An 18,819-nucleotide genomic window follows, 5' to 3' on the forward strand; every position below is an offset into this window, starting at 1 on the left:
TCCGGTCGGTCTGGCCAAAGCCCCGTGGGCTGCCGGAAAGAGCGGTCGACAGCACCACGGAAACCGGGACGGTGTTCGTGTCCTGCCTCCGAAATACGCGTGCGTATTTCGGAGTTGAGCAGGCCACTAGCTTGTTGATGAGGCTAGTGTCCACTCAGAATCTGAAGTCTGAAGGACTTCAGATCAGGGGCATTAGTACCCGTCGGGGTGGTGGATCGCCGGCGTCAGGTAGCCGTCGGGATGATGGATGGCCGGGGTGACGTAGCCGTCCGGATGGTGGATCCCGCCGACGACGTGCTCGATCTCGTTCAGATCAAGCACGCGGATCTGCGGCTGCGCGGCCTTAGCGTTGTTCTCAGACATCATGAGGTCCTTTTGACTGACATGTCGTTCAGTTGAAATGAGCCCACGGCACGACAGCCCGCTTCGGGAATGCCCGGTCGTGATCTCGGGAGAGCGGATAACACAGGTTTAGCAGGCAAGGACAGACCGTTTCGGAGCCGTGTATAAGGTTTGTGGTCTATCTTAGCTTTTTGGACACAGGCGGATCGAGAGCGTTTTTTTTGCAGGGCATGCGAAGCGCTGCACGTTGCGAGGGCTTGTCGTGCACGAGGCATTGGCGGCACTGCGATGGCGTGGGATCAGTACTGTCAGCGCCGCCTTCCGGGAGATGCCGCCTCGTGACGCTCCATGTTAGCCTGACCCATCGCACCAGCTATCGATATAATCGCGCAATAAGCCTCGGGCCGCAGACAATTCGTCTGCGTCCGGCGCCGCATGCGCGCACGCCGATCCTGGCCTACGCGCTGAAGATCGAGCCGGCTCAGCATTTCCTGAACTGGCTGCAGGACCCGCAGGGCAATTTCCTGGCACGCGTGGTGTTCCCCGAGCGGGTCACGCATTTCGACGTCACCGTGGATCTGCTCGCCGACATGGCGACGATCAATCCGTTCGACTTCTTCCTCGAGCCCGAGGCGGAAATCTGGCCGTTCGCCTACGACCATGTGCTCGATGCCGAACTGCTGCCGTTCCGCACGCCGCTGCCGCCCGGCCCGCTTCTGGTCGCGCTGCTGGCCGGCATTGCGCGCGACAGCCAGCGCACCGTGCCGATGCTGATTGCGCTGAACGCCGCGCTGCGCGATCGCGTCGACTATATCGTGCGCATGGAAGCCGGGGTCTGGACCCCCGAGCAGACGCTGGCCGAGGGGCGCGGGTCGTGCCGGGATTCCGCCTGGCTGTTCGTGCAGGTGGCGCGCCATCTCGGGCTCGCCGCGCGGTTCGTCTCCGGCTACCTGATCCAGCTCAAGCCCGACCCGGACACCCAGGGCAGCGGCCCGCAGGGGGCGTCGGCGGATTTCACCGACCTGCATGCCTGGGCCGAGGTGTATCTCCCGGGTGCCGGCTGGGTCGGCTTCGATGTCACCTCCGGCCTGCTGACCGGCGAGGGGCACATCCCGCTTGCCGCGAGCCCGGAGCCGGCCTCGGCCGCGCCGATCAGCGGCCTGGTCGAGCCGGTTGAGACCGAGTTCGGCTTCGAGATGAGCGTGCGCCGCGTGATCGAGACGCCGCGCACCACCGCGCCCTACGACGAGGCAACCTGGCAGGCGATCCTGAGCTCCGGCCAGGCGGTGGATCGCGTGCTGGCGAGCGGCGACGTGCGCCTGACAATGGGCGGCGAGCCGACCTTCATCGCGGCGGACGACCTGGATGCCGAGGAGTGGAACAGCGCCGCGCTGGGCCCCTCGAAGCGGCGGCTGGCCGGGCGCCTGCTGCGCCGCCTGGTGCCGCTCTGGGCGCCGGGTGCCGCCCTGCAATACACCGTCGGCAAGCACTATCCCGGCGAGCAGCTGCCGCGATGGGCGCTGCAGGCGCACTGGCGCCGCGACGGCGTGCCGGTCTGGCATGATCCGGCGCTGCTGGCGTCGGACGATGACGCAAACGATGACGCAAACGATGACGCGGACGATGGCCGGGGCGGGGGCGGGGTCGACGCGGACGCCTTCGCGCGCGCGCTCGCCAGCCGGCTGCAGGTCGATCCCGACCGGGTGCTGCCGGCATACGAGGATATCCACTACTATCTGTGGCGCGAATACCGGCTGCCCGCGAACGTCATCACCGAGGCGGCCAGCCTGGCCGATCCGCTGGAGCGCGCGCGGCTGGCGCGGGTGTTCGGTGCCGGCCTCGCGGCGCCCGTCGGCAGCGTGCTGCCGCTGCGCCGGGTGCGGCGCGGCAGCGAGACCGGTGACGCGAGCACGGGGCGCGTCTGGCAGACCGGGCGCTGGCTGCTGCGCTCGGACCTGCTGTTCCTGGTGCCGGGCGACAGTTCGATCGGCTTCCGGCTGCCGCTGCAGAGCCTGCCCTGGGCCGATCCCGCCACGATCGAACAAGAGGTCGAGACCGACCCGTTCGCGCCGCGCGGCCTGCTGCCGGATGCCTCCACGGGGAGCGCCGTTCATGTCAGCCCGACGCTCGGGCGCACCCATGTCGCAGGCGGCAGCTTCCAGCCCGAGCAGCCGCCGGATGCCCTGACCAGCCCGGACCAGCCGCCGGATGCCCTGACCAGTCCGGACCAGATCGACGGCGGCCAGCTGCCGCCGCGACCGCCCGAACCGCTGGCCAGCGCCGACTTCGCCGGGCAGTCGCTCGACGCCATGCGCCCGCAGCCGGCCGCCGAGGCGGACTATCCGGAGGCGGAGGCGGCACCGGACGACGCGGCCCGCATGGTGCGCACCGCGCTGACGGTGCAGAGCCGCGGCGGCCTGCTGCATGTCTTCCTGCCACCGCTGTACGTCGTCGAGGACTGGCTCGACCTGGTGGCGGCGCTGGAAGCGACGGCGGCGGAGACCGGACGGAAGATCATCATCGAGGGCTACGCGCCGCCGCACGATCCGCGCCTGCAGAGCTTCTCGGTGACGCCGGATCCCGGCGTGATCGAGGTCAACGTCCATCCGGCGACGAGCTGGGCCGACTATGTGGAGCGCAACCAGCAGCTCTATGACGAGGCGAGGGCGATCGGCCTCGGCACCGAGAAGTTCCTGCTCGACGGCCGCCATGTCGGCACCGGCGGCGGCAACCATGTGGTGATGGGGGGAACTGCCGCGTCCGACTCGCCGTTCCTGCGCCGGCCCGACCTGCTGAAGTCGCTGCTCGGCTACTGGCACAACCATCCGAGCCTGTCCTACCTGTTCTCCGGCCTGTTCATCGGCCCGACCAGCCAGCACCCGCGCATCGACGAGGCGCGCCAGGACAGCGTGCCCGAGCTGGAGGTCGCGTTGGCCCAGATCAGGCCGGGCGCGCATGTGCCGCCCTGGCTGGTCGACCGGCTGCTGCGCAACCTGCTGGCCGACATGACCGGCAACACCCATCGCACCGAATTCTGCATCGACAAGCTGTATGCCCCGGAGACCAGCTCGGGCCGGCTCGGCCTGATCGAACTGCGCGCGCTCGAGATGCCGCCGCACCCGCGCATGGCGGTGGCGCAGTCGCTGCTGCTGCGCGCCGCGATCGCCGCCTTCTGGCAGCATCCGTACGAGCGCCGGCTGATACGCTGGGGCACCCGGCTGCATGACGAGTTTATGCTGCCGCACTTCGTGTCCGAGGACCTGCGCGACGCGCTGGAGGATCTCGCCGGCTTCGGGCTGCGGCTTGATGCGGCCTTCTTCGCGCCGCACCACGCCTTCCGCTTCCCGCTGATCGGCGACGTGCAGGTAGGCGGCATGACGCTCGCCCTGCACCAGGCGCTGGAACCCTGGCCGGTGCTGGGCGAGACCCCCGGCGTCAGCGGCACCGTGCGGCATGTCGACAACTCGGTCGAGCGCGTGCAGGCGACGGTCACCGGCTTCTCGCCGGAGCGCTACGTGCTGGCCTGCAACGGCTCCGAGGTGCCGCTGTCGGCGACGGCGGAGGCCGGCACGTATGTGGCCGGCGTGCGCTTCAAGGCGTGGCAGCCGGTGTTCGGCCTGCATCCGGTGCTGCCGGCGCAGACGCCGCTGGTGTTCGACCTCTACGACCGCTGGTCCGGCCGCTCGATCGGCGGCCTCACCCACCACACCGCGCATCCGGGCGGCCGCAACTACGAGACACGGCCGGTGAATGCGGCGGAGGCCGAGGCGCGGCGGCGGGCGCGCTACCAGCCGTTCGGCCACACCCCCGGTCCGATGGCGGCGCCGAAGCCGGAGCGCGCGCCGGAACTGCCGCGCACGCTCGACCTGCGGCGGGTGGCGCTCGGCGCCGGCTGATCAGGGTGCCGCTTGATCCGCCAGGGCCGCGGTGCCGGGCAGGTCCTGCCGGGTTTCCTGCAGCATCCGGTGGATGAAGCCGAGCTTGGCGCGGACCGGATCGGTGATGATGAAGGGATACAGGTCCGACAGGCCCATCGAGCGGTTCAGGTTGTTCATCGCGAAGGTCAGCGGCAGCCACTGATCGACGATCGGCTCCATCGTCGCCGAGCGGTAGGGGTCGATCGCCACGTCCACCGTGAGGTCCTCGGACTGGCTGACCTTCGGATGCACGCCCATGCCGAAGGCGTTGGCGGTCTCCAGCGTATCCATGATGTGCAGGTAGTGCGCCCAGGTCTCGGCGAAATCCTCCCAGGCATGGCTGGTGGCGTACGAGCTGATATAGCCCTGCTGCCAGTCGGGCGGCGGCCCCTCCCGGTAGTGCCGCTGCAGGGCGGCGGCGTAGTTCTCGGTGTCGTCGCCGAACACCGCCCGGCAGGCCGCCAGCCGGTCGCCGTCGCGCACCAGCCGGTCCCACACCCAGTGCCCGACCTCGTGCCGGAAATGCCCGAGCAGGGTGCGGTAGGTCTCGTGCATCTGGTTGCGCATCTCCTCGCGATGCGCGTCGTCCGCCTCCTGGGTGGCGATCGTGATGACGCCGTTATTGTGCCCGGTCAGCACCTTGGGCTTGCCGGACCGTTCGTCGAGGAAGTCGAACACCAGCCCCTCGCCGGGGTCGTCGATCCGGTTGGCGAGCCGCACCCCGAGCCGGATCAGCGAGTAGAACAGCCGGTGCTTGGCGATCTCGAGCTTGCGCCAGAGCAGCAGGTCGTTCGGGTCGGCAAGGTTCGGAATGGTGCGGTTGTGCCGGCAGGCCGCGCAGAACGTCTCGTCGCTCGCGTCATCGACCAGCCAGTTGCAGACATCGTGCCGCGCGTTGCGGCAGCGGCGCACGCGCAGCGAGGGGTCGGAGACCAGGGTGAAAGCGTCCCCGTCGGGTGCCAGCGCTTCCAGCGCGCCACGGTCCGGCCGGTATCCGAGCGGCGACCGGCAGGTCTCGCAGGTGTGGTTCTCGAAGAAGAGCAGCGCGCTGCAATGCTGGCAGTTGAACAGCTTCATGACGCGTTACCTGACATGCTCCGCCGCAATGCCCAAACCGGCCCCGACATTCCTCGAATCGGCGTCCCTGGCGGCAGCCCGGGGGCGCTGCACGTTTCTACAGCGTTTTGACGTGCAGCATGGCGCATCCACCGCAACCGTGGCGCGTTGTCAGGCCCGTGCGGCGCGTCCCGGTCGGAGCGCACGCAGCGAAGACAGTCACAGGAGCAAGCAGCAATGGTCGATACCAACCGCATTCAGGGCGCCGCCGAGGAAGCCATCGGCCGGGTGCAGGACGGCGCCGGCGGCTTGCTGGGCGACACGGCGTCCCAGGTGCAGGGCAAGGCGCGCGCGGCGGCCGGCCAGGCGCAGGGCGCCTATGGCGAGGCGCTGGACACCGTGCGCGACCTGGCCGCCGACCAGCCGCTGCTGGCACTCGGCGTGGCCACCGGGCTGGGCTTCATCCTCGGCGCGATCCTCGCGCGCCGCTGAAGTCCGCTAGAGCATCGCCCGATCAGACGGACCGGCTGATCAGATTGAGATGCTCGCCAAAACAAAGAGCTAGAGCCTTGTCTGTGAACTAGTGTGAACGGACAAGGTTCTAGGTCAAAGCCCGCCCGTCCATCGCCTCGGAGTTCCGCTCAATGCTCAAGCTCGCCCTGCTGTTCCTGGTCATCTCGATCATCGCCGGCATCTTCGGCTTCGGCGGCGTCTCCGCCGCGAGTGCCGGCATCGCGAAGATCCTGTTCTTCATCTGCATCGTGGTGTTCGTGATCTTCCTGGTGCTCGGCGTCATGGCCGGCAAGGCGATCTTCTAACCGGCGCCGCCCGGCCCCCTTCACCCCGGGCTTTCTCGTGAGAGGCTGCTTGCAAACGCCTGCTGCTGGATGAGAGCGGTCCGCAGGACCGCGGCCGGCGTGGCTCTCCGAGCACCGGAGCGGAGCGGCCTTCTTGGCCGTGAGCACCGGAGCGGAGGAGAGCCGCGTCGGATCGCCAGCAACAGGCGTTTGCAAATAGCCTCTCAGCCGCGGCCGACGAACGGCATGTTGGTCGCCATCACCGTCATCGTCTGCACGTTGGCATCCGGCGGCAGCGAGGCCATGAACAGCACCGACCGTGCCACCTCGGCGACATCCATCACCGGCTCCGGCATCATCTCGCCATTCGCCTGCGGCACGCCGCCCTTCATCCGGGCCGCCATCGGCGTCAGCGCATTGCCGATGTCGATCTGCCCGCAGGCGATGCCGTGGCGGCGACCGTCGAGCGACAGCGACCTGGTCAGCCCGGTCACGGCGTGCTTGGTCGCGGTGTAGGCGATCGAGTTGGGGCGCGGGGCGTGCGCCGAGATCGAGCCGTTATTGATGATCCGGCCACCCTGCGGCGCCTGCTCGCGCATCAGCCGGAAGGCGCCCTGGGCGCACAGGAACGAGCCGGTCAGGTTGATCGAGACCACACGCGACCAGTCCGCGAACGAGAGCTCGTCCGGTGCTGCGGCCAGGCTGATGCCGGCATTGTTGAACAGCAGGTCGAGCCGGCCGAAGCGCGCGCGCAGCGCGGCATAGAGCGCATCCACCGAAGCGGGGTCCGCGACGTCGGTCGCATGCACCAGGATCCGGTCGCGTGCGTCGCTCGCCTGCTCCGCGGTCTCGGTCAGGGTCGCGGGCGTGCGGCCGGAGAGTGCCACGGACCATCCATCCGCCAGCAGGGCCAGGGCGACGGCGCGACCGATGCCGCTGCCGGCGCCGGTCACCAGGGCGATCCTGGCGGCTGCCGGGGATGCGGTTGCGTCAGGCATGGAGAACTCCCCTGTGCTCATGCGATGTCGCGGCCGTGGTGCGCGTGGTGCCGCGTGCCAGCAGGTTGAAGCCGATGTCGAGGCGTTGGTCGAGAGCGGGCACCGCGGCGGCCGCCGCGAGCAGGTCGATGATCATCCGGCCGGCGCTGTGGCCCATCCCGGGGAAGTCGGTCGCGATGGTGCTCAGCGGCGGCACCAGCTGCTGGCCGACCTCGAAATCGCCAAAGCCGAGCAGGGAGATGCGGTCCGGTACCGCGATGCCCCGCCGCTGGCACTCCATCAGGGCGCCGACCGCGGACAGGTCCGAGATCGCGAACACCGCCTCCACCTCCGGCGCCTGCAACAGCAGCGCCGCCATCGCACTCGCACCCTGGCTGTACGAGTTCGGCAGGCCGCCTTCGGCGAGAGCGACCGCGGTCGGCATCTCGGCCTCGCGCACCGCGGCCACGAACCCGCGCAACCTGGCCTCCCCCCTCGTATCGATGCGATCGCCTGCGCGTCCCGGGCCGATGGCGCCGAGCCTGCGATGGCCGAGGCCGAGCAGGTAGCCGGCGGCGGCGCGGCCCACCGCCTCGTTGGAGATGCCGATCGCATGCGCCAGCGGCCGCGAAGGCAGTTCGGCGATCTCGATCACCGGCAGACGCTGGTGATCCAGCAGCCGGCGTGTCGCCGGGCTGTGGTTGGTCGCGGCAAGCACCAGGGCCTCCGGACGCCGGGCCAGCATGGTGCGGATCTGGCGTTCCTCCTCGGCGACGCTGTAGGTCGTGTAGCCGATCAGCACCTCATAGCCGGCCGGACGCAGCGCCTCGGTCAGTCCTTCCGCCAGCGATGCAAAGTTGCCGTTGTTCAGGGTCGGCAGCACCAGTCCGACGAACCCGCTGCGCCGCGTGGACAAGCTGCCGGCGGCGCGGTCCGGCACGTAGCCGAGCGCCGATACCGCCTGCTCGACCCGAGCCCTTGTCGCCGGCCGCACGAGATCGGACCGGTTGAGCACGCGCGCGACCGTCATCCGCGACACTCCCGCGAGCAGGGAGACGTCGCGCAGGGTGGCCTTGCGCGTGATCATCTCCTACGTCGGGACGGCGCCGCGTGTGTTCAGATAGATCGCATGCACCTCGGAGGTGGCGCAGATGAACAGCCGCGAGCGGGCGCGGCCGCCGAACACCACGTTCGACACCGTCTGCGGCGTCCTGAGCTTGCCGAGCAGCTCGCCCTGCGGGGTGACGCAATGCACGCCGTCGCCGGCGCTGGTCCAGATGTTGCCGTCCTCGTCGGCGCGAAAGCCGTCCGCGATCCCGATGTCCGGCTTGTAGAAGAATCGCGCCTCCGAGAGCCGTCCGGCATCGCTGTCCAGCACGTCGAAGACGCGTATCTCGCGGGCGCCGCCCTCCTCGTTCATGCGTCCGGTATTGGCGATGTAGAGCTTGCGCTCGTCGGGCGAGAAGCACAGGCCGTTGGGGCCGGCGAACGCATCGCTGACCACCCGCAGCGCCCCGGTGCGCGGGTCGAGCCGATAGACGTTGGTGGACAGCTCCTCTTCGGCGCGACCCTCGCCCTCGTAGTCCATGACGATGCCGTAATGCGGGTCGGTGAACCAGATCGAGCCGTCCGACTTCACCACCACGTCGTTCGGCGAGTTCAACCGGTGTCCCTCGAACCGGTCGGCCAGCACCGTGACGCTGCCGTCATGCTCGGTGCGCACCACCGCACGCTGGCCGTGCAGGCAGGAGATCAGCCTGCCCTCGCGGTCGCGCGTGTGGCCGTTCGAGTAGCGGCTCGGCTGCCGATACACCGACATGCCGACGCCCTCGATCCAGCGCATGATGCGGTTGTTCGGGATGTCGCTGAACAGCAGGCAGTCGGCGTCGGCGATCCAGACCGGGCCCTCGGTCCAGCGAAACCCGTCGCCAAGGCGCTGCATGCGCACGCTGTGCACCAGGTAGCGCCTGAAGCGCGGATCGATGATCTCGCAGTCCGACACCTCTGCTTCAGCCATCCGTCATTTTCCCCATATCTTGGCGTAGGCGTCACGGTAGCCGTTCGCCGGATCGTAGAAATCATGCTTGCCGCCGTCGGCATCGACGTTCTTCGCCACCACCAGATGCACCGGCGCGACGTAGCCCGAGGGCGGCTTTCCCGCGAAGGCGCGGTTGAGCTCGTCGACCGCCTGCCAGCCCTGCAGCAGCAGCGGCTCCGGCACGGTCGCGGCCTGGTACTGCACGCTGCGAATACGCTCGTAGGCGGAGTTGCTGCCGTCGCCGGCGCTGATGTTGACCGGCGGTCCGGCGGCGTCCGCACCCGCCGAGATCAAGGGCGGCCCGATGAAGTCGTAATAGAGGTCGTTGATCGCCAGCGTGTAGGTCCATGTCTTGCCGAAGCGCTGCAGCAGCGAGGTGGTGAGCTGCGACATGCGGGTCGAGGTCTCGGCCAGCGGCGTGTCCTCGAACGACAGCACGCGGCAGCCCGGGCAGCGCTTGATCGCCGTCTCCATCATGCGCGCCTTGGACAGCGCGATCGCATAGGCGCTGTCGGTGAAGATGATGACGCCGGCATGGCCGTTGCTCTGCGCGATCGCGTAGTCCGCCGCCACCTCGGCGACGCGCGCGCTGTCGCTGCCGATGTTGGTGAACACGTGCTGCGCCGCGACCGGACCGGGATGTGCGGCGCCATGCCAGGCCACCACCTTGATGCCCTGCGCCTCGGCCTGGCGGATGCTCTCGGCGTTCTGCACGATGTCGAAACCGCCGATGACGATGCCGTCCGGCTTCAGCGCGATCGCCTGGCTGAACACCGAATGCACGCCCGACACGCTCCCCTGGCCGTCCAGCACCCGGATGGTCCAGCCGATGCGCTGGCCGGCCTGCTTGACGCCGTCGCCGGCTTCCTGGATGCCGCCGTTGCGCATGTCGCCGGCGATATACACCACCGTCTTGCCGGCCGCCGCCTTCGGGCCGCTGGTCGGACCATCCCAACTCGCCGCCGGTGCGGTGGCCGCCTGGACGGTCGCGCGCGCCTGCGCCACCGCGTCCTGGGCGCGGGCGGCAGGCGGCGCGGCGAGGCAGAGCCCGACCGCGATCGCGACTGTCGTGCCCACCAACCCCTGGCGTCTTCGCGTGCCCTGGATGCTCATATGGTTTGTCCCCCCTTGTCGTGACCCGCCCGCGGCGGTGCCTGTTATGCCTGCTTGCCGGCGGCCTTGACGCGCACCTGCAGCCGGCGGCGCCCGGTCCAGCCGGCCAGCCCGATGGCGAACAGCAGGGTGGCGCCGTTGAAGGCCGGCTCCACCCAGAAGGCGCCGCCGAGCTGTTCGATGCCGGAGATGCCGATCGCCAGGATCACCACGCCGACGATGGTGCCCCAGATATTGACCCGGCCCGGATTGATCGTGGTCGAGCCGAGAAAGGCGCCGACCAGGGCGGGCAGCAGGTAGTCGAGCCCGACGCTGGCCTGCCCGACGCGTAGCCGCGAGGCCAGCACGACGCCGGCGATCGCAGTGATCAGGCCCGACGCCATGAAGGCCAGCATCACGTAGCGCCGGGTCGGGATGCCGTTGAGTTCGGCGGCGCGCGGATTGGCGCCGATCGCGTAGAGATAGCGGCCGAGCGGCGTGTAGGCCGAGACCAGCCAGAGCAGGAAGGCGAGCCCGATGACGTAGAAGGCGGGCACCGGGATGCCGGCGATGCTGGCGGTGTCGATCAGGAAGAAGTCCGGCGACAGGCGGCCGATGACCTGCCGGCCGCCGGTCCACCAGAGCGCCACCGCATAGGTGACGGTGCCGGTGCCGAGTGTTGCGATGAAGCTGTCGATCTGGGCCACCTCGACCAGCAGCCCGTTCAGCAGTCCGAACCCCACGCCGAGTGCGAGCACGATCAGCACCGCCAGCGGCCAGGGCACGCCGTTGATCTGCAGCGAGATCGCCAGGATGTGCCAGAGCACCACGCCGTAGCCGACGGTGAGGTCGATCTTGCCGGTCATCATCGGCACCGTCGCCGCCAGCGACAGCATCGCCACCACCGCCTTGTCGCTCAGCATCGAGCGCAGGTTCAGCCAGGTCGGAAACGAGTCCGGCAGGATCAGCGAAAAGGCGATCGCCAGCAGCACCGCCAGCACCACCAGGCCGTACACCGGCAGCAGCACAGCGATACGGCGGCCGAGGCTCGCACCTCGCAGCGCACCCGGCTGCGGTTCCAGCGCTGTCGATCGGAGCGAGTTCATGTCGGAGATTCCTGGAGAGGCGGGGGCGCCTGGCCGCCGGCCGAGGCGGCCTGCAGCAGGCTGGCGACGGACAGGTCGGCGCCGGCGATCTCGGCGCACACCCGGCCCTGGCTGAACACCAGCGCGCGGTGGCAGATATTGGCGACCTCCTCGAAGTCGGTCGCCACCACCAGGATCGCGAGCCCCTGTTCGAGGGCGGTCTGCAGCAGGGCGTAGATCTCCGCCTTGGCGCCGACATCGACGCCCGCGGTCGGCTCCTCGAGGATCAGCAGCCGGGTGGCGAGCCCGAGCCAGCGGGCGAGGACCACCTTCTGCTGGTTGCCCCCCGAGAGCGTTTCCACCGGCAAGCGCGGGTCGTTCGGCCGCAGGCTCATGCGCGCGCCGGCCTGGATGGTGTCGGTCCGTTCGCGCGCCGGCGACAGCAGGCCCAGCAGGGCATGGCCGCTCGCACCCGGGTTGAGGAACAGGTTCTCGCGCACGCTCAGCTTCATGCCCAGGCTCTCGGCGACACGGTCGCCGGCGACCAGCCCGACGCCCCCCTGCATGGCGTCCGAGGGCGAGCCTGGATGGTACGGAGCGCCGGCCAGCGTCGCCGTGCCGGCCTCGATCGGCCGGCAGCCGAACAGCGCGCGGCCGATATGGTCCTGGCCGGCGCCGCGCAGCCCGACCAGGCCGACGATCTCGCCACGCCGCAATGTGAGATCGACCGGTCCGGCGTCGCCCGCGACCAGCCCGTGCAGCGTCAGGCAGGCTTCGGTGCCGGCGGTGCCGGGCCTGGCGAACACCTGCTCGGGCGGTCGGCCGACGATCATTGTCACCAGGTCGGACGGGCTGGTGTCGGCGATCCCGTGGGCCGCCACCAGCCGCCCGTCGCGCAGCACGGCGACCCTGTCTGCGACCCGGAACACCTCGTCCAGCCGGTGCGACACGTAGATCATGCCGATCCCGGTGGCTGCCAGATCACGCAGCACGGCGAGCAGGCGCAGGGCGTCGTCGGCGGGCAGGCTGGCGGTCGGCTCGTCCAGCACCAGCACCTGCGCCTGCGCCGCCAGCGCCCGGCCGATCGCCACCAGCGAGCGCTCGGTGCGGCTGAGATGCATGATGCGCGCGTCCGGATCGATGTCGGCACTCATCGTGCGCAGCGCGTGGAGCGCCTGCTCCCGGCTCTGCGACCAGGAGATCAGCCCGAACCGGCGCCGGTAGCCGACCCCCAGCGCCACGTTCTCGGCCGCCGTCATCCAGTCGATCAGCCCGAGATCCTGGTGGATGAAGGCGACCTGCCGGCCGTCTCCCGCCGCGGCGCGTCCACGGCGTCTCGCAAGATGCCGGTACGGCTCGCCGCGGAACAGGATGCGGCCCTGGTCGGGCGTGTGGATGCCGGCCAGCGCCTTGATCAGGGTGGACTTGCCGGCGCCGTTCTCGCCCAGCAGCGCCAGGATCTGCCCCTCGTGCAGGGTGAGCGAGACGTCGTCGACGGCGAGCGTGCCGCCGAAGCGCTTGCTGACCTGCTCGAAGGCCAGCAGGGCGGGCACGGTCCGGCTGGTCTCGGCGAGTGCGGCACTCATCGACGTGGTTCCCTGCGTCCGCCGGTCAGGCGAGGTCCAGATGCACCTTGATGGCGCGCTGCCGGTCGCCCGCGAGCCGGAACGCCTCGTCGGCGCGGCGCAGCGGCATCGTGCCGGACAGGATCGGGGCGATGTCGATGCGCCCGCTGGCGAGTGCGGCCACCGCGATGGCGAACTCCTCATGGAACCGGAACGAGCCGACCAGGTCGATCTCGCGCGCCATCAGCAGGTTGGCCGGCAGCGGCACGCCGCCCTTGGGCAGCATGCCGAGCTGGACGATGCGGCCGCCGGGGCGCATCAGCGCCGGCATGCCGACCAGCGAGGCACTGGCCCCGGTCGCCTCGAAGGCGGCGTCGAACCCGCCGCGATCCGCGGCCGCCTGCTCCAGCGCGGCCGGATCGGCGCGGACGTCGATCGTGCGCAACGCGCCCATCTGGCGCGCGATCCGCAGCGGCGCCTCGAACAGGTCGGTGACATGCACGCTGGCCGCGCCTGCGAACAACGCGGCGGCAAGGCAGAGCAGCCCGATCGGCCCGCAGCCTGCGACCAGCACATGGCGTCCGGCGAGTTCGCCGGCCCGGCGCACCGCGTGCAGGGCCACGGCGAGCGGCTCGGCACAGGCGGCGAGCGTCAGCGTCATGCTGTCGGGCACCGGCACGCACTGGTCGGCGCGCACCACCACGCTCTCGCTGAACGCGCCCTGCACATGCGGCATCAGCGCGGCACTGCCGAGGAACCGCATGCTGCGGCACAGGTTCGACCGGCCGGCGCGGCAGGCCTGGCAGTGCAGGCAGGGCCGGCTCGGATTGATCGCGACACGCGAGCCCACGGCCAGCCCGGGTTCGGCCAGACCGAGCGGGTCCGCGGCCAGCTCGGCAACGGTGCCGGACACCTCGTGGCCGAGGGTGAGCGGCTCGCGCACGCTGAAGTCGCCGACGCCGCCCTTGTTGTAATAGGAGAGGTCGGAGCCGCAGATGCCGCCCATGGCGACCCGCACGCGAGCCTCCCCGGAGGCAAGCGCACGGTCCGCGACCTCCTCGACGCGCAGGTCATGCGCGCCATGCAGCCTGGCTGCAAGCATCGATAGCCTCCCGGTAGGCTCTGGCCGTCCCGCCTATGCTGCGGGTTGGATGTGACCGTGCACATCGCTATGCCACCGTTTCGCGAAACGCGGAAGTCCCCCGTGCGGCGCCCCACTTGCGGAGGATTCTAAAGCGGCAATGATGCGGCCCGCATGGACAAGGGCTGGTGAACATGACCTCCGACCTGTTCGACCTGAGCGGACGCCTTGCCCTGGTGACCGGCTCGAGCCAGGGCATCGGGCTGGCGCTGGCGCGCGGCCTGATCGAGGCCGGGGCACGCGTGGTGCTGAACGGCCGCGACCCGGGCCGGCGCGCAGCCGCGGCTGCGGCCCTGGGCGAGGCAGCGATCGGCGCGGACCACGGCATCGGGGGCTTCGACGTCACCGATCCGGATGCGGTGGCGGCCGGCATCGCCCGCATCGAGGCCGAATGCGGCGCCATCGACATCCTGGTCAACAATGCCGGGATCCAGCGTCGCACCACGCTGGAGGACTTCCCGGTCGAGACCTGGCGCGAGGTGATGCGTACCAACCTCGACAGCGTGTTCTTCGTGGGCCAGGCGGTGGCGCGCCGGATGATCCCGCGCGGCCGCGGCAAGATCATCAACATCGCCAGCCTGCAGAGCGAGGCGGCGCGCCCGACGATTGCGCCCTACACCGCGTCCAAGGGGGCGGTGAAGATGCTGACCCGCGGCATGTGCGCAGACTGGGCGAAGCACGGGCTGCAGATCAACGCGATCGGCCCCGGCTATTTCGAGACCGAGCTGAACCGGCCGTTGCGCGACGATCCGGCCTTCGACGCCTGGCTGCGCGGCCGCACGCCGGCCGGGCGCTGGGGACGGGTCGAGGAACTGTGCGGGGCTGCGGTGTTTCTCGCCTCGCGCGCGTCGGATTTCGTCAACGGCCAGGTGATTTATGTCGATGGCGGCGTCCTGTCCGTCCTGTGAAAGGCTGCTTGCAAACGCCTGCTGCTGGCGATCCGACGCGCCTTTCCTGTGCTCCGGTGCTCACGGCCTGAGGCCGCTCCGCTCCGGTGCTCGGAAAGGCACGCCGGCCGCGGCCCTGCGGGCCGCTCTCATCCAGCATCAGGCGTTTTCAAACAGCCTCTGCGATAACAACTACTTTCAGGGAGACCATGATGGGTCCGAAGTTGCTGCAGCTCTGCACGTTGCTGCCGTCCACGCATGACACGCTGGCCGCGCGCTACGAGGTGCACCAGTGGCCTGCCGAGCCGGCGCGGGAGGACTGGCTGCGTGAGCATGCCGCCGGCGTGCGCGCAGTGGTCACCGGGGGCCATCTCGGCATCACCAACGATCTGGTCGATCGGCTGCCCGATCTCGGCATCGTCGCGATCAATGGCGTCGGCTACGACCGGGTCGATCTCGATCATGCCAGGACGGCGGGGGTCCGCGTGACCAACACGCCCGACGTGCTGACCGACGACGTCGCCGACCTTGCCGTGGCCCTGATGCTCAACGTGATGCGCCGGCTGCCGGCCGCCGACCGGCATGTGCGCGACGGATTGTGGCCGAGCGGCCCGCAGGCGCTCGCGCGCAGGGCGTCCGGCCTGCGCTACGGCATCGTGGGCCTCGGCCGGATCGGCCACGCGATCGCAGCCCGGCTGGCCGGCTTCGGCGGCCGGATCGCCTATAGCGGGCCGAACCGCAAGCAGGTGCCGCATGACTACCATGCCGACGTCACGGCTCTCGCCGCGGCCTCCGACGTGCTGTTCGTCGCCACCGCGGCGTCGGCCGCGACCCGCGCCCTGATCGACGGCGCGGTGCTCGCGGCACTCGGCCCCGAGGGCGTGCTGGTCAATGTGGCCCGCGGCTCGGTGGTCGACGAGGACGCGCTGGTCGCCGCCCTGTTGGAAGGCCGCCTGGGCGGCGCCGGGCTGGACGTGTTCGCCGACGAGCCGCATGTCCCGCAGGCGCTGCTGGGGCTGGAGAACGTCGCACTCGCGCCGCATGTCGGCAGCGCCACGCGCGAGACCCGCGAGGCGATGGGCAACCTGATGCTGGACAACCTGGACGCCTATTTCGCCGGGCGCCCGCTGCCGACGCCGGTCGTCTGAGGAGCGCAGGGATGCCGGTTCGCACGATCCTCTGCTACGGCGATTCCAACACCCACGGCACCAAGCCGCTGCACACACCGGGCCTGTTCGGCCGCTACGGCGAGACCGAACGCTGGCCGGGCCGGCTGCGGGCCTCGCTCGGCGAGCGATGGCGGGTGATCGAGGAAGGGTTGCCGGGGCGCACCACGCTGCATGACGATCCGATCGAGGGGCGGCACCGCAACGGCCTGCGTACCCTGCGCGCCTGCCTGGAGAGCCATCTGCCGCTCGACCTGGTGGTGATCATGCTGGGCACCAACGATCTCAAGGCGCGCTTCGCGATGACGCCGGAGGACATCGCCGCCTCGGTCGGCGTCCTGCTCGCCGAGGTGCGCGTCGGCACCGCGGGGCAGGACGGGCAGGGGCCGCTTCTGCTCGTGGTCTCGCCGGTGCCGATCAAGGAGACCGGCTGTCTCGGCGCGATGTTCAGCGGCGGGGCGGCGAAATCCCGGCGCCTGGCGCCGCTCACCCGGACCATCGCCGAGCGCTGCGGCGCCGACTTCCTCGATGCCGGCGCGATTGCCCAGGTCAGCGCGGTCGACGGCATCCATTTCGAGGCAGACCAGCATGCGGCCCTGGCGGCGGCGCTGGCGAGCAGGATCGGAACGATGTTCCGCGACTGACGCGGCTGGCTAGCCGGCGGAGGCGGTAGCCTTCAGGCGGCGACCGGGATCATGACGGCGTCCTCGTCCTCGTCCCCGACATCGGCATCGGCGAAGAAGCGGCCGCTGAGATGGCGCACCACGTCCTGGACGCCGTAGAAGCCGGCGATCGCCTCGGCCTTGATCACCGTTGCGAACAGGTCCTCCAGATGCAGCACGACCTCCATGAGGTCGATGCTGTCGAGCTCGAGGTCCTCCTCGAACCGCGATTGGGCGGTGATCTGCACGTCGCGCAGGAAGCAGGTTCGATCGATGGCGCCGATCACCTTGCTGAGTATCGAGCTTTCCAGAAGTTCGGTCATGGGCGGATGCCTTATCGTCACAACTTCGTTATAGTGCCAGATCACGAAACCGTGTGCAAGGCCCCATCCGTCTCCGCCACCGATTTTTCGTTACAACCCTGAATTTAAATCTTAGCGCCGTGCGGCCATCGTTGTAGCTATAACGAAACGACATCCCGCAACGCAAGCCGCCGGTAGCCCAGGATAATGTTGGCCATTCCAGACCCCGCCTGCGCCCGTTCGCAGACCATCTCGTTTCCGGTGATTGCCAGCCTGGTCCGCGTCTTCGACCTGGTCCTGCTGATCGTGGCTGGCTATCTCTCGATCAGGATCGAGACCGCGGTCTATGGCAGCTACCCCAAGGGCCCGATCGAGCCCGCCGCCTGGGCGGCGGCACTGGCTGCGAGCCTCAGCCTGGCGCGAGCCGGCGGCTATTCCCAGTCGGTGCTGATGTCCGGGATCGCGCAGATCCGGCGTCTCGTCCGGCCGCTGGCCTTCGGGGCATTCTGCCTGATCGCCTGCCTGTTCGTGCTGTATCACGGCAACCTGCCGTTCCGGAGCTGGCCGTTCGTCTGGGGCGCGGTGGCGGCCGTGCTGACCGGTGCCAGCCGCCTGCCGCTGGTGCGCCTGCTGCGGCGCTGGAGCCGCGGTGGCAGGCTGGCGCGCAAGGTCGCCATCGTCGGCGCCGGCGAACACAGCCGGGTGTTCATGGAGCGGCTGCGCGAGGAGCCGGGCGCCTACCGGGTGATCGGCCTCTATGACGACCGGATGTCGCGCATGCCGGAGATGCCGCTCGACGTGCCGCTGCGTGGCACCGTCAGCGACCTCGTGCAGCATTCGCGCGAGGAGCGGGTGGACGTCATCGTGGTCGCCCTGCCATTGACCGCCGCCGAGCGCATCAAGACGATCATGGAGCAGCTCAGCTCCACCGTCGCCGACATCGTGCTGACCACCGAGCTGCCGCGCCTGGGCCTGGACTACACCCAGTTCGACGTGGTCGGACGCAACCCGGTGGTGGCCGTGCGCGAGGCGCCGCTGAAGGACTGGCAGGCGATCGAGAAGGCGCTGCTCGACCGCAGCATCGCGCTGCTGGCGCTGCTGCTGCTGTCGCCGCTGCTGCTGCTCACCGTGATCGCGATCAAGCTCGACAGCCCCGGGCCGGTGCTGTTCCGGCAGCCGCGCATGGGCTTCAACAACCGTCCGTTCCTTTGCTACAAGTTCCGCTCGATGCACACCGCGATGACGGACCTGCTCGCCGACCGGCAGACCACCCGTGACGACCCGCGTATCACCCGCGTCGGCCGCATCATCCGCAAGCTGTCGATCGACGAGCTGCCGCAGATCTTCAACGTGCTGAACGGCACCATGTCGCTGGTCGGCCCGCGGCCGCACGCGCCGAACACCAAGGCCGCCGACCGCCTGTTCACCGAGGTGGTGCAGCAGTACGCCCTGCGCCACCGGGTCAAGCCCGGCATCACCGGCTGGGCGCAGGTCAATGGCTGGCGCGGCGAGACCAAGACCGTCGACCAGATCGAGCAGCGCGTGGCGTGCGACCTGTTCTATATCGAGAACTGGTCGATCCGTTTCGACATCGAGATCATGATCCGCACGCTGCTCGGAGAGGTGCGCAGCCGGACCGCGTTCTGAGAGGCCGCTTGCAAACGCCTGCTGCTGGCGATCCGACGCGGCTTTCCTCCGCTCCACTGCTCACGGCCAGACGGCCGCTGCGCTGCGGTGCTCGGAAAGCCACGCCGGGCGCGTCCCTGCGGGCCGCTCTCATCCAGCAGCAGGC

Annotated in this window: 17 protein-coding genes; 7 read left to right on the plus strand and 10 right to left on the minus strand. The window is 69.7% G+C overall.

Annotated elements, in window-relative coordinates; translation table 11 throughout:
* Nucleotides 1–192: 192 nt before the first annotated feature.
* Nucleotides 193–366: a hypothetical protein gene (locus tag ACQY4O_RS01875; RefSeq protein ID WP_428374547.1), complete on the minus strand. Its 174-nt coding sequence runs from the start codon at nt 364–366 to the stop codon at nt 193–195.
* A 314-nt stretch (nt 367–680) separates the two neighbouring features.
* Between ACQY4O_RS01875 and ACQY4O_RS01880 the strand changes: the two genes are divergently transcribed.
* Nucleotides 681–4,238: a DUF2126 domain-containing protein gene (locus ACQY4O_RS01880; protein WP_428374548.1), complete on the plus strand. Its 3,558-nt coding sequence runs from the start codon at nt 681–683 to the stop codon at nt 4,236–4,238.
* Here ACQY4O_RS01880 and ACQY4O_RS01885 read toward each other — a convergent pair whose 3' ends face one another.
* Complete coding sequence (locus ACQY4O_RS01885) at nt 4,239–5,336, minus strand: zinc-binding metallopeptidase family protein (RefSeq protein WP_428374549.1); 1,098 nt, start codon at nt 5,334–5,336, stop codon at nt 4,239–4,241.
* Nucleotides 5,337–5,552: 216 nt separating this feature from the next.
* Here ACQY4O_RS01885 and ACQY4O_RS01890 point away from each other — a divergent pair, with 216 nt between their 5' ends.
* The gene (locus ACQY4O_RS01890; RefSeq protein WP_428374550.1) at nt 5,553–5,807 is read left to right on the plus strand and encodes a CsbD family protein; all 255 of its coding nucleotides are present in this window, start codon (nt 5,553–5,555) and stop codon (nt 5,805–5,807) included.
* A 152-nt stretch (nt 5,808–5,959) separates the two neighbouring features.
* On the plus strand, nt 5,960–6,133 hold the full coding sequence (locus ACQY4O_RS01895) for a DUF1328 domain-containing protein (RefSeq protein ID WP_321986381.1): 174 nt from the start codon (nt 5,960–5,962) through the stop codon (nt 6,131–6,133).
* Between the two features lie 203 nt (nt 6,134–6,336).
* Here ACQY4O_RS01895 and ACQY4O_RS01900 read toward each other — a convergent pair whose 3' ends face one another.
* The 7 genes from ACQY4O_RS01900 to ACQY4O_RS01930 form a co-directional block, all read right to left on the minus strand.
* The gene (locus ACQY4O_RS01900; RefSeq protein WP_428374551.1) at nt 6,337–7,110 is read right to left on the minus strand and encodes an SDR family oxidoreductase; all 774 of its coding nucleotides are present in this window, start codon (nt 7,108–7,110) and stop codon (nt 6,337–6,339) included.
* The gene (locus tag ACQY4O_RS01905; protein WP_428374552.1) at nt 7,103–8,176 is read right to left on the minus strand and encodes a LacI family DNA-binding transcriptional regulator; all 1,074 of its coding nucleotides are present in this window, start codon (nt 8,174–8,176) and stop codon (nt 7,103–7,105) included. Before ACQY4O_RS01905 ends, ACQY4O_RS01900 begins: the two co-directional genes overlap by 8 nt.
* 3 nt (nt 8,177–8,179) lie before the next feature.
* On the minus strand, nt 8,180–9,106 hold the full coding sequence (locus tag ACQY4O_RS01910; protein WP_428374553.1) for an SMP-30/gluconolactonase/LRE family protein: 927 nt from the start codon (nt 9,104–9,106) through the stop codon (nt 8,180–8,182).
* A 3-nt stretch (nt 9,107–9,109) separates the two neighbouring features.
* A complete protein-coding gene (locus tag ACQY4O_RS01915) occupies nt 9,110–10,204 on the minus strand; it encodes a substrate-binding domain-containing protein (protein WP_428374554.1) in 1,095 nt (364 codons plus the stop codon).
* 80 nt (nt 10,205–10,284) lie between these two features.
* Nucleotides 10,285–11,325, minus strand: a complete 1,041-nt coding sequence (locus ACQY4O_RS01920; protein WP_428374555.1) for an ABC transporter permease — start codon at nt 11,323–11,325, stop codon at nt 10,285–10,287.
* Complete coding sequence (locus ACQY4O_RS01925; protein ID WP_428374556.1) at nt 11,322–12,890, minus strand: sugar ABC transporter ATP-binding protein; 1,569 nt, start codon at nt 12,888–12,890, stop codon at nt 11,322–11,324. The genes ACQY4O_RS01920 and ACQY4O_RS01925 overlap by 4 nt, the downstream gene beginning before the upstream one ends.
* Before the next feature lie 25 nt (nt 12,891–12,915).
* Complete coding sequence (locus tag ACQY4O_RS01930) at nt 12,916–13,971, minus strand: L-idonate 5-dehydrogenase (protein ID WP_428374557.1); 1,056 nt, start codon at nt 13,969–13,971, stop codon at nt 12,916–12,918.
* 173 nt (nt 13,972–14,144) lie between these two features.
* On the opposite strand from ACQY4O_RS01930, the gene ACQY4O_RS01935 reads away from it, so the two are divergent.
* The 3 genes from ACQY4O_RS01935 to ACQY4O_RS01945 all read left to right on the plus strand — a co-directional run bounded on the left by ACQY4O_RS01935 (nt 14,145) and on the right by ACQY4O_RS01945 (nt 16,707).
* Nucleotides 14,145–14,918 carry an SDR family oxidoreductase gene (locus ACQY4O_RS01935; protein ID WP_428378074.1) on the plus strand — a complete coding sequence of 258 codons (774 nt, stop codon included), beginning with the start codon at nt 14,145–14,147 and terminating at the stop codon, nt 14,916–14,918.
* Between the two features lie 188 nt (nt 14,919–15,106).
* Nucleotides 15,107–16,045, plus strand: a complete 939-nt coding sequence (locus tag ACQY4O_RS01940; RefSeq protein ID WP_428374558.1) for a 2-hydroxyacid dehydrogenase — start codon at nt 15,107–15,109, stop codon at nt 16,043–16,045.
* An 11-nt stretch (nt 16,046–16,056) separates the two neighbouring features.
* Entirely contained in the window at nt 16,057–16,707 is a 651-nt protein-coding gene (locus ACQY4O_RS01945) for an SGNH/GDSL hydrolase family protein (RefSeq protein WP_428374559.1), read from the plus strand.
* 32 nt (nt 16,708–16,739) lie between these two features.
* Here ACQY4O_RS01945 and ACQY4O_RS01950 read toward each other — a convergent pair whose 3' ends face one another.
* Nucleotides 16,740–17,048, minus strand: a complete 309-nt coding sequence (locus ACQY4O_RS01950; protein WP_428374560.1) for an acyl carrier protein — start codon at nt 17,046–17,048, stop codon at nt 16,740–16,742.
* Nucleotides 17,049–17,234: 186 nt separating this feature from the next.
* Between ACQY4O_RS01950 and ACQY4O_RS01955 the strand changes: the two genes are divergently transcribed.
* Nucleotides 17,235–18,674 (plus strand): undecaprenyl-phosphate glucose phosphotransferase, encoded by a 1,440-nt coding sequence (locus tag ACQY4O_RS01955; protein WP_428374561.1) that lies wholly within the window; start codon nt 17,235–17,237, stop codon nt 18,672–18,674.
* The last annotated feature ends 145 nt before the right edge of the window (nt 18,675–18,819 follow it).

Origin of the sequence: Lichenicoccus sp., assembly GCF_965277665.1 — a bacterium.
In the GTDB taxonomy this organism is placed as follows: Bacteria; Pseudomonadota; Alphaproteobacteria; order Acetobacterales; family Acetobacteraceae; genus Lichenicoccus.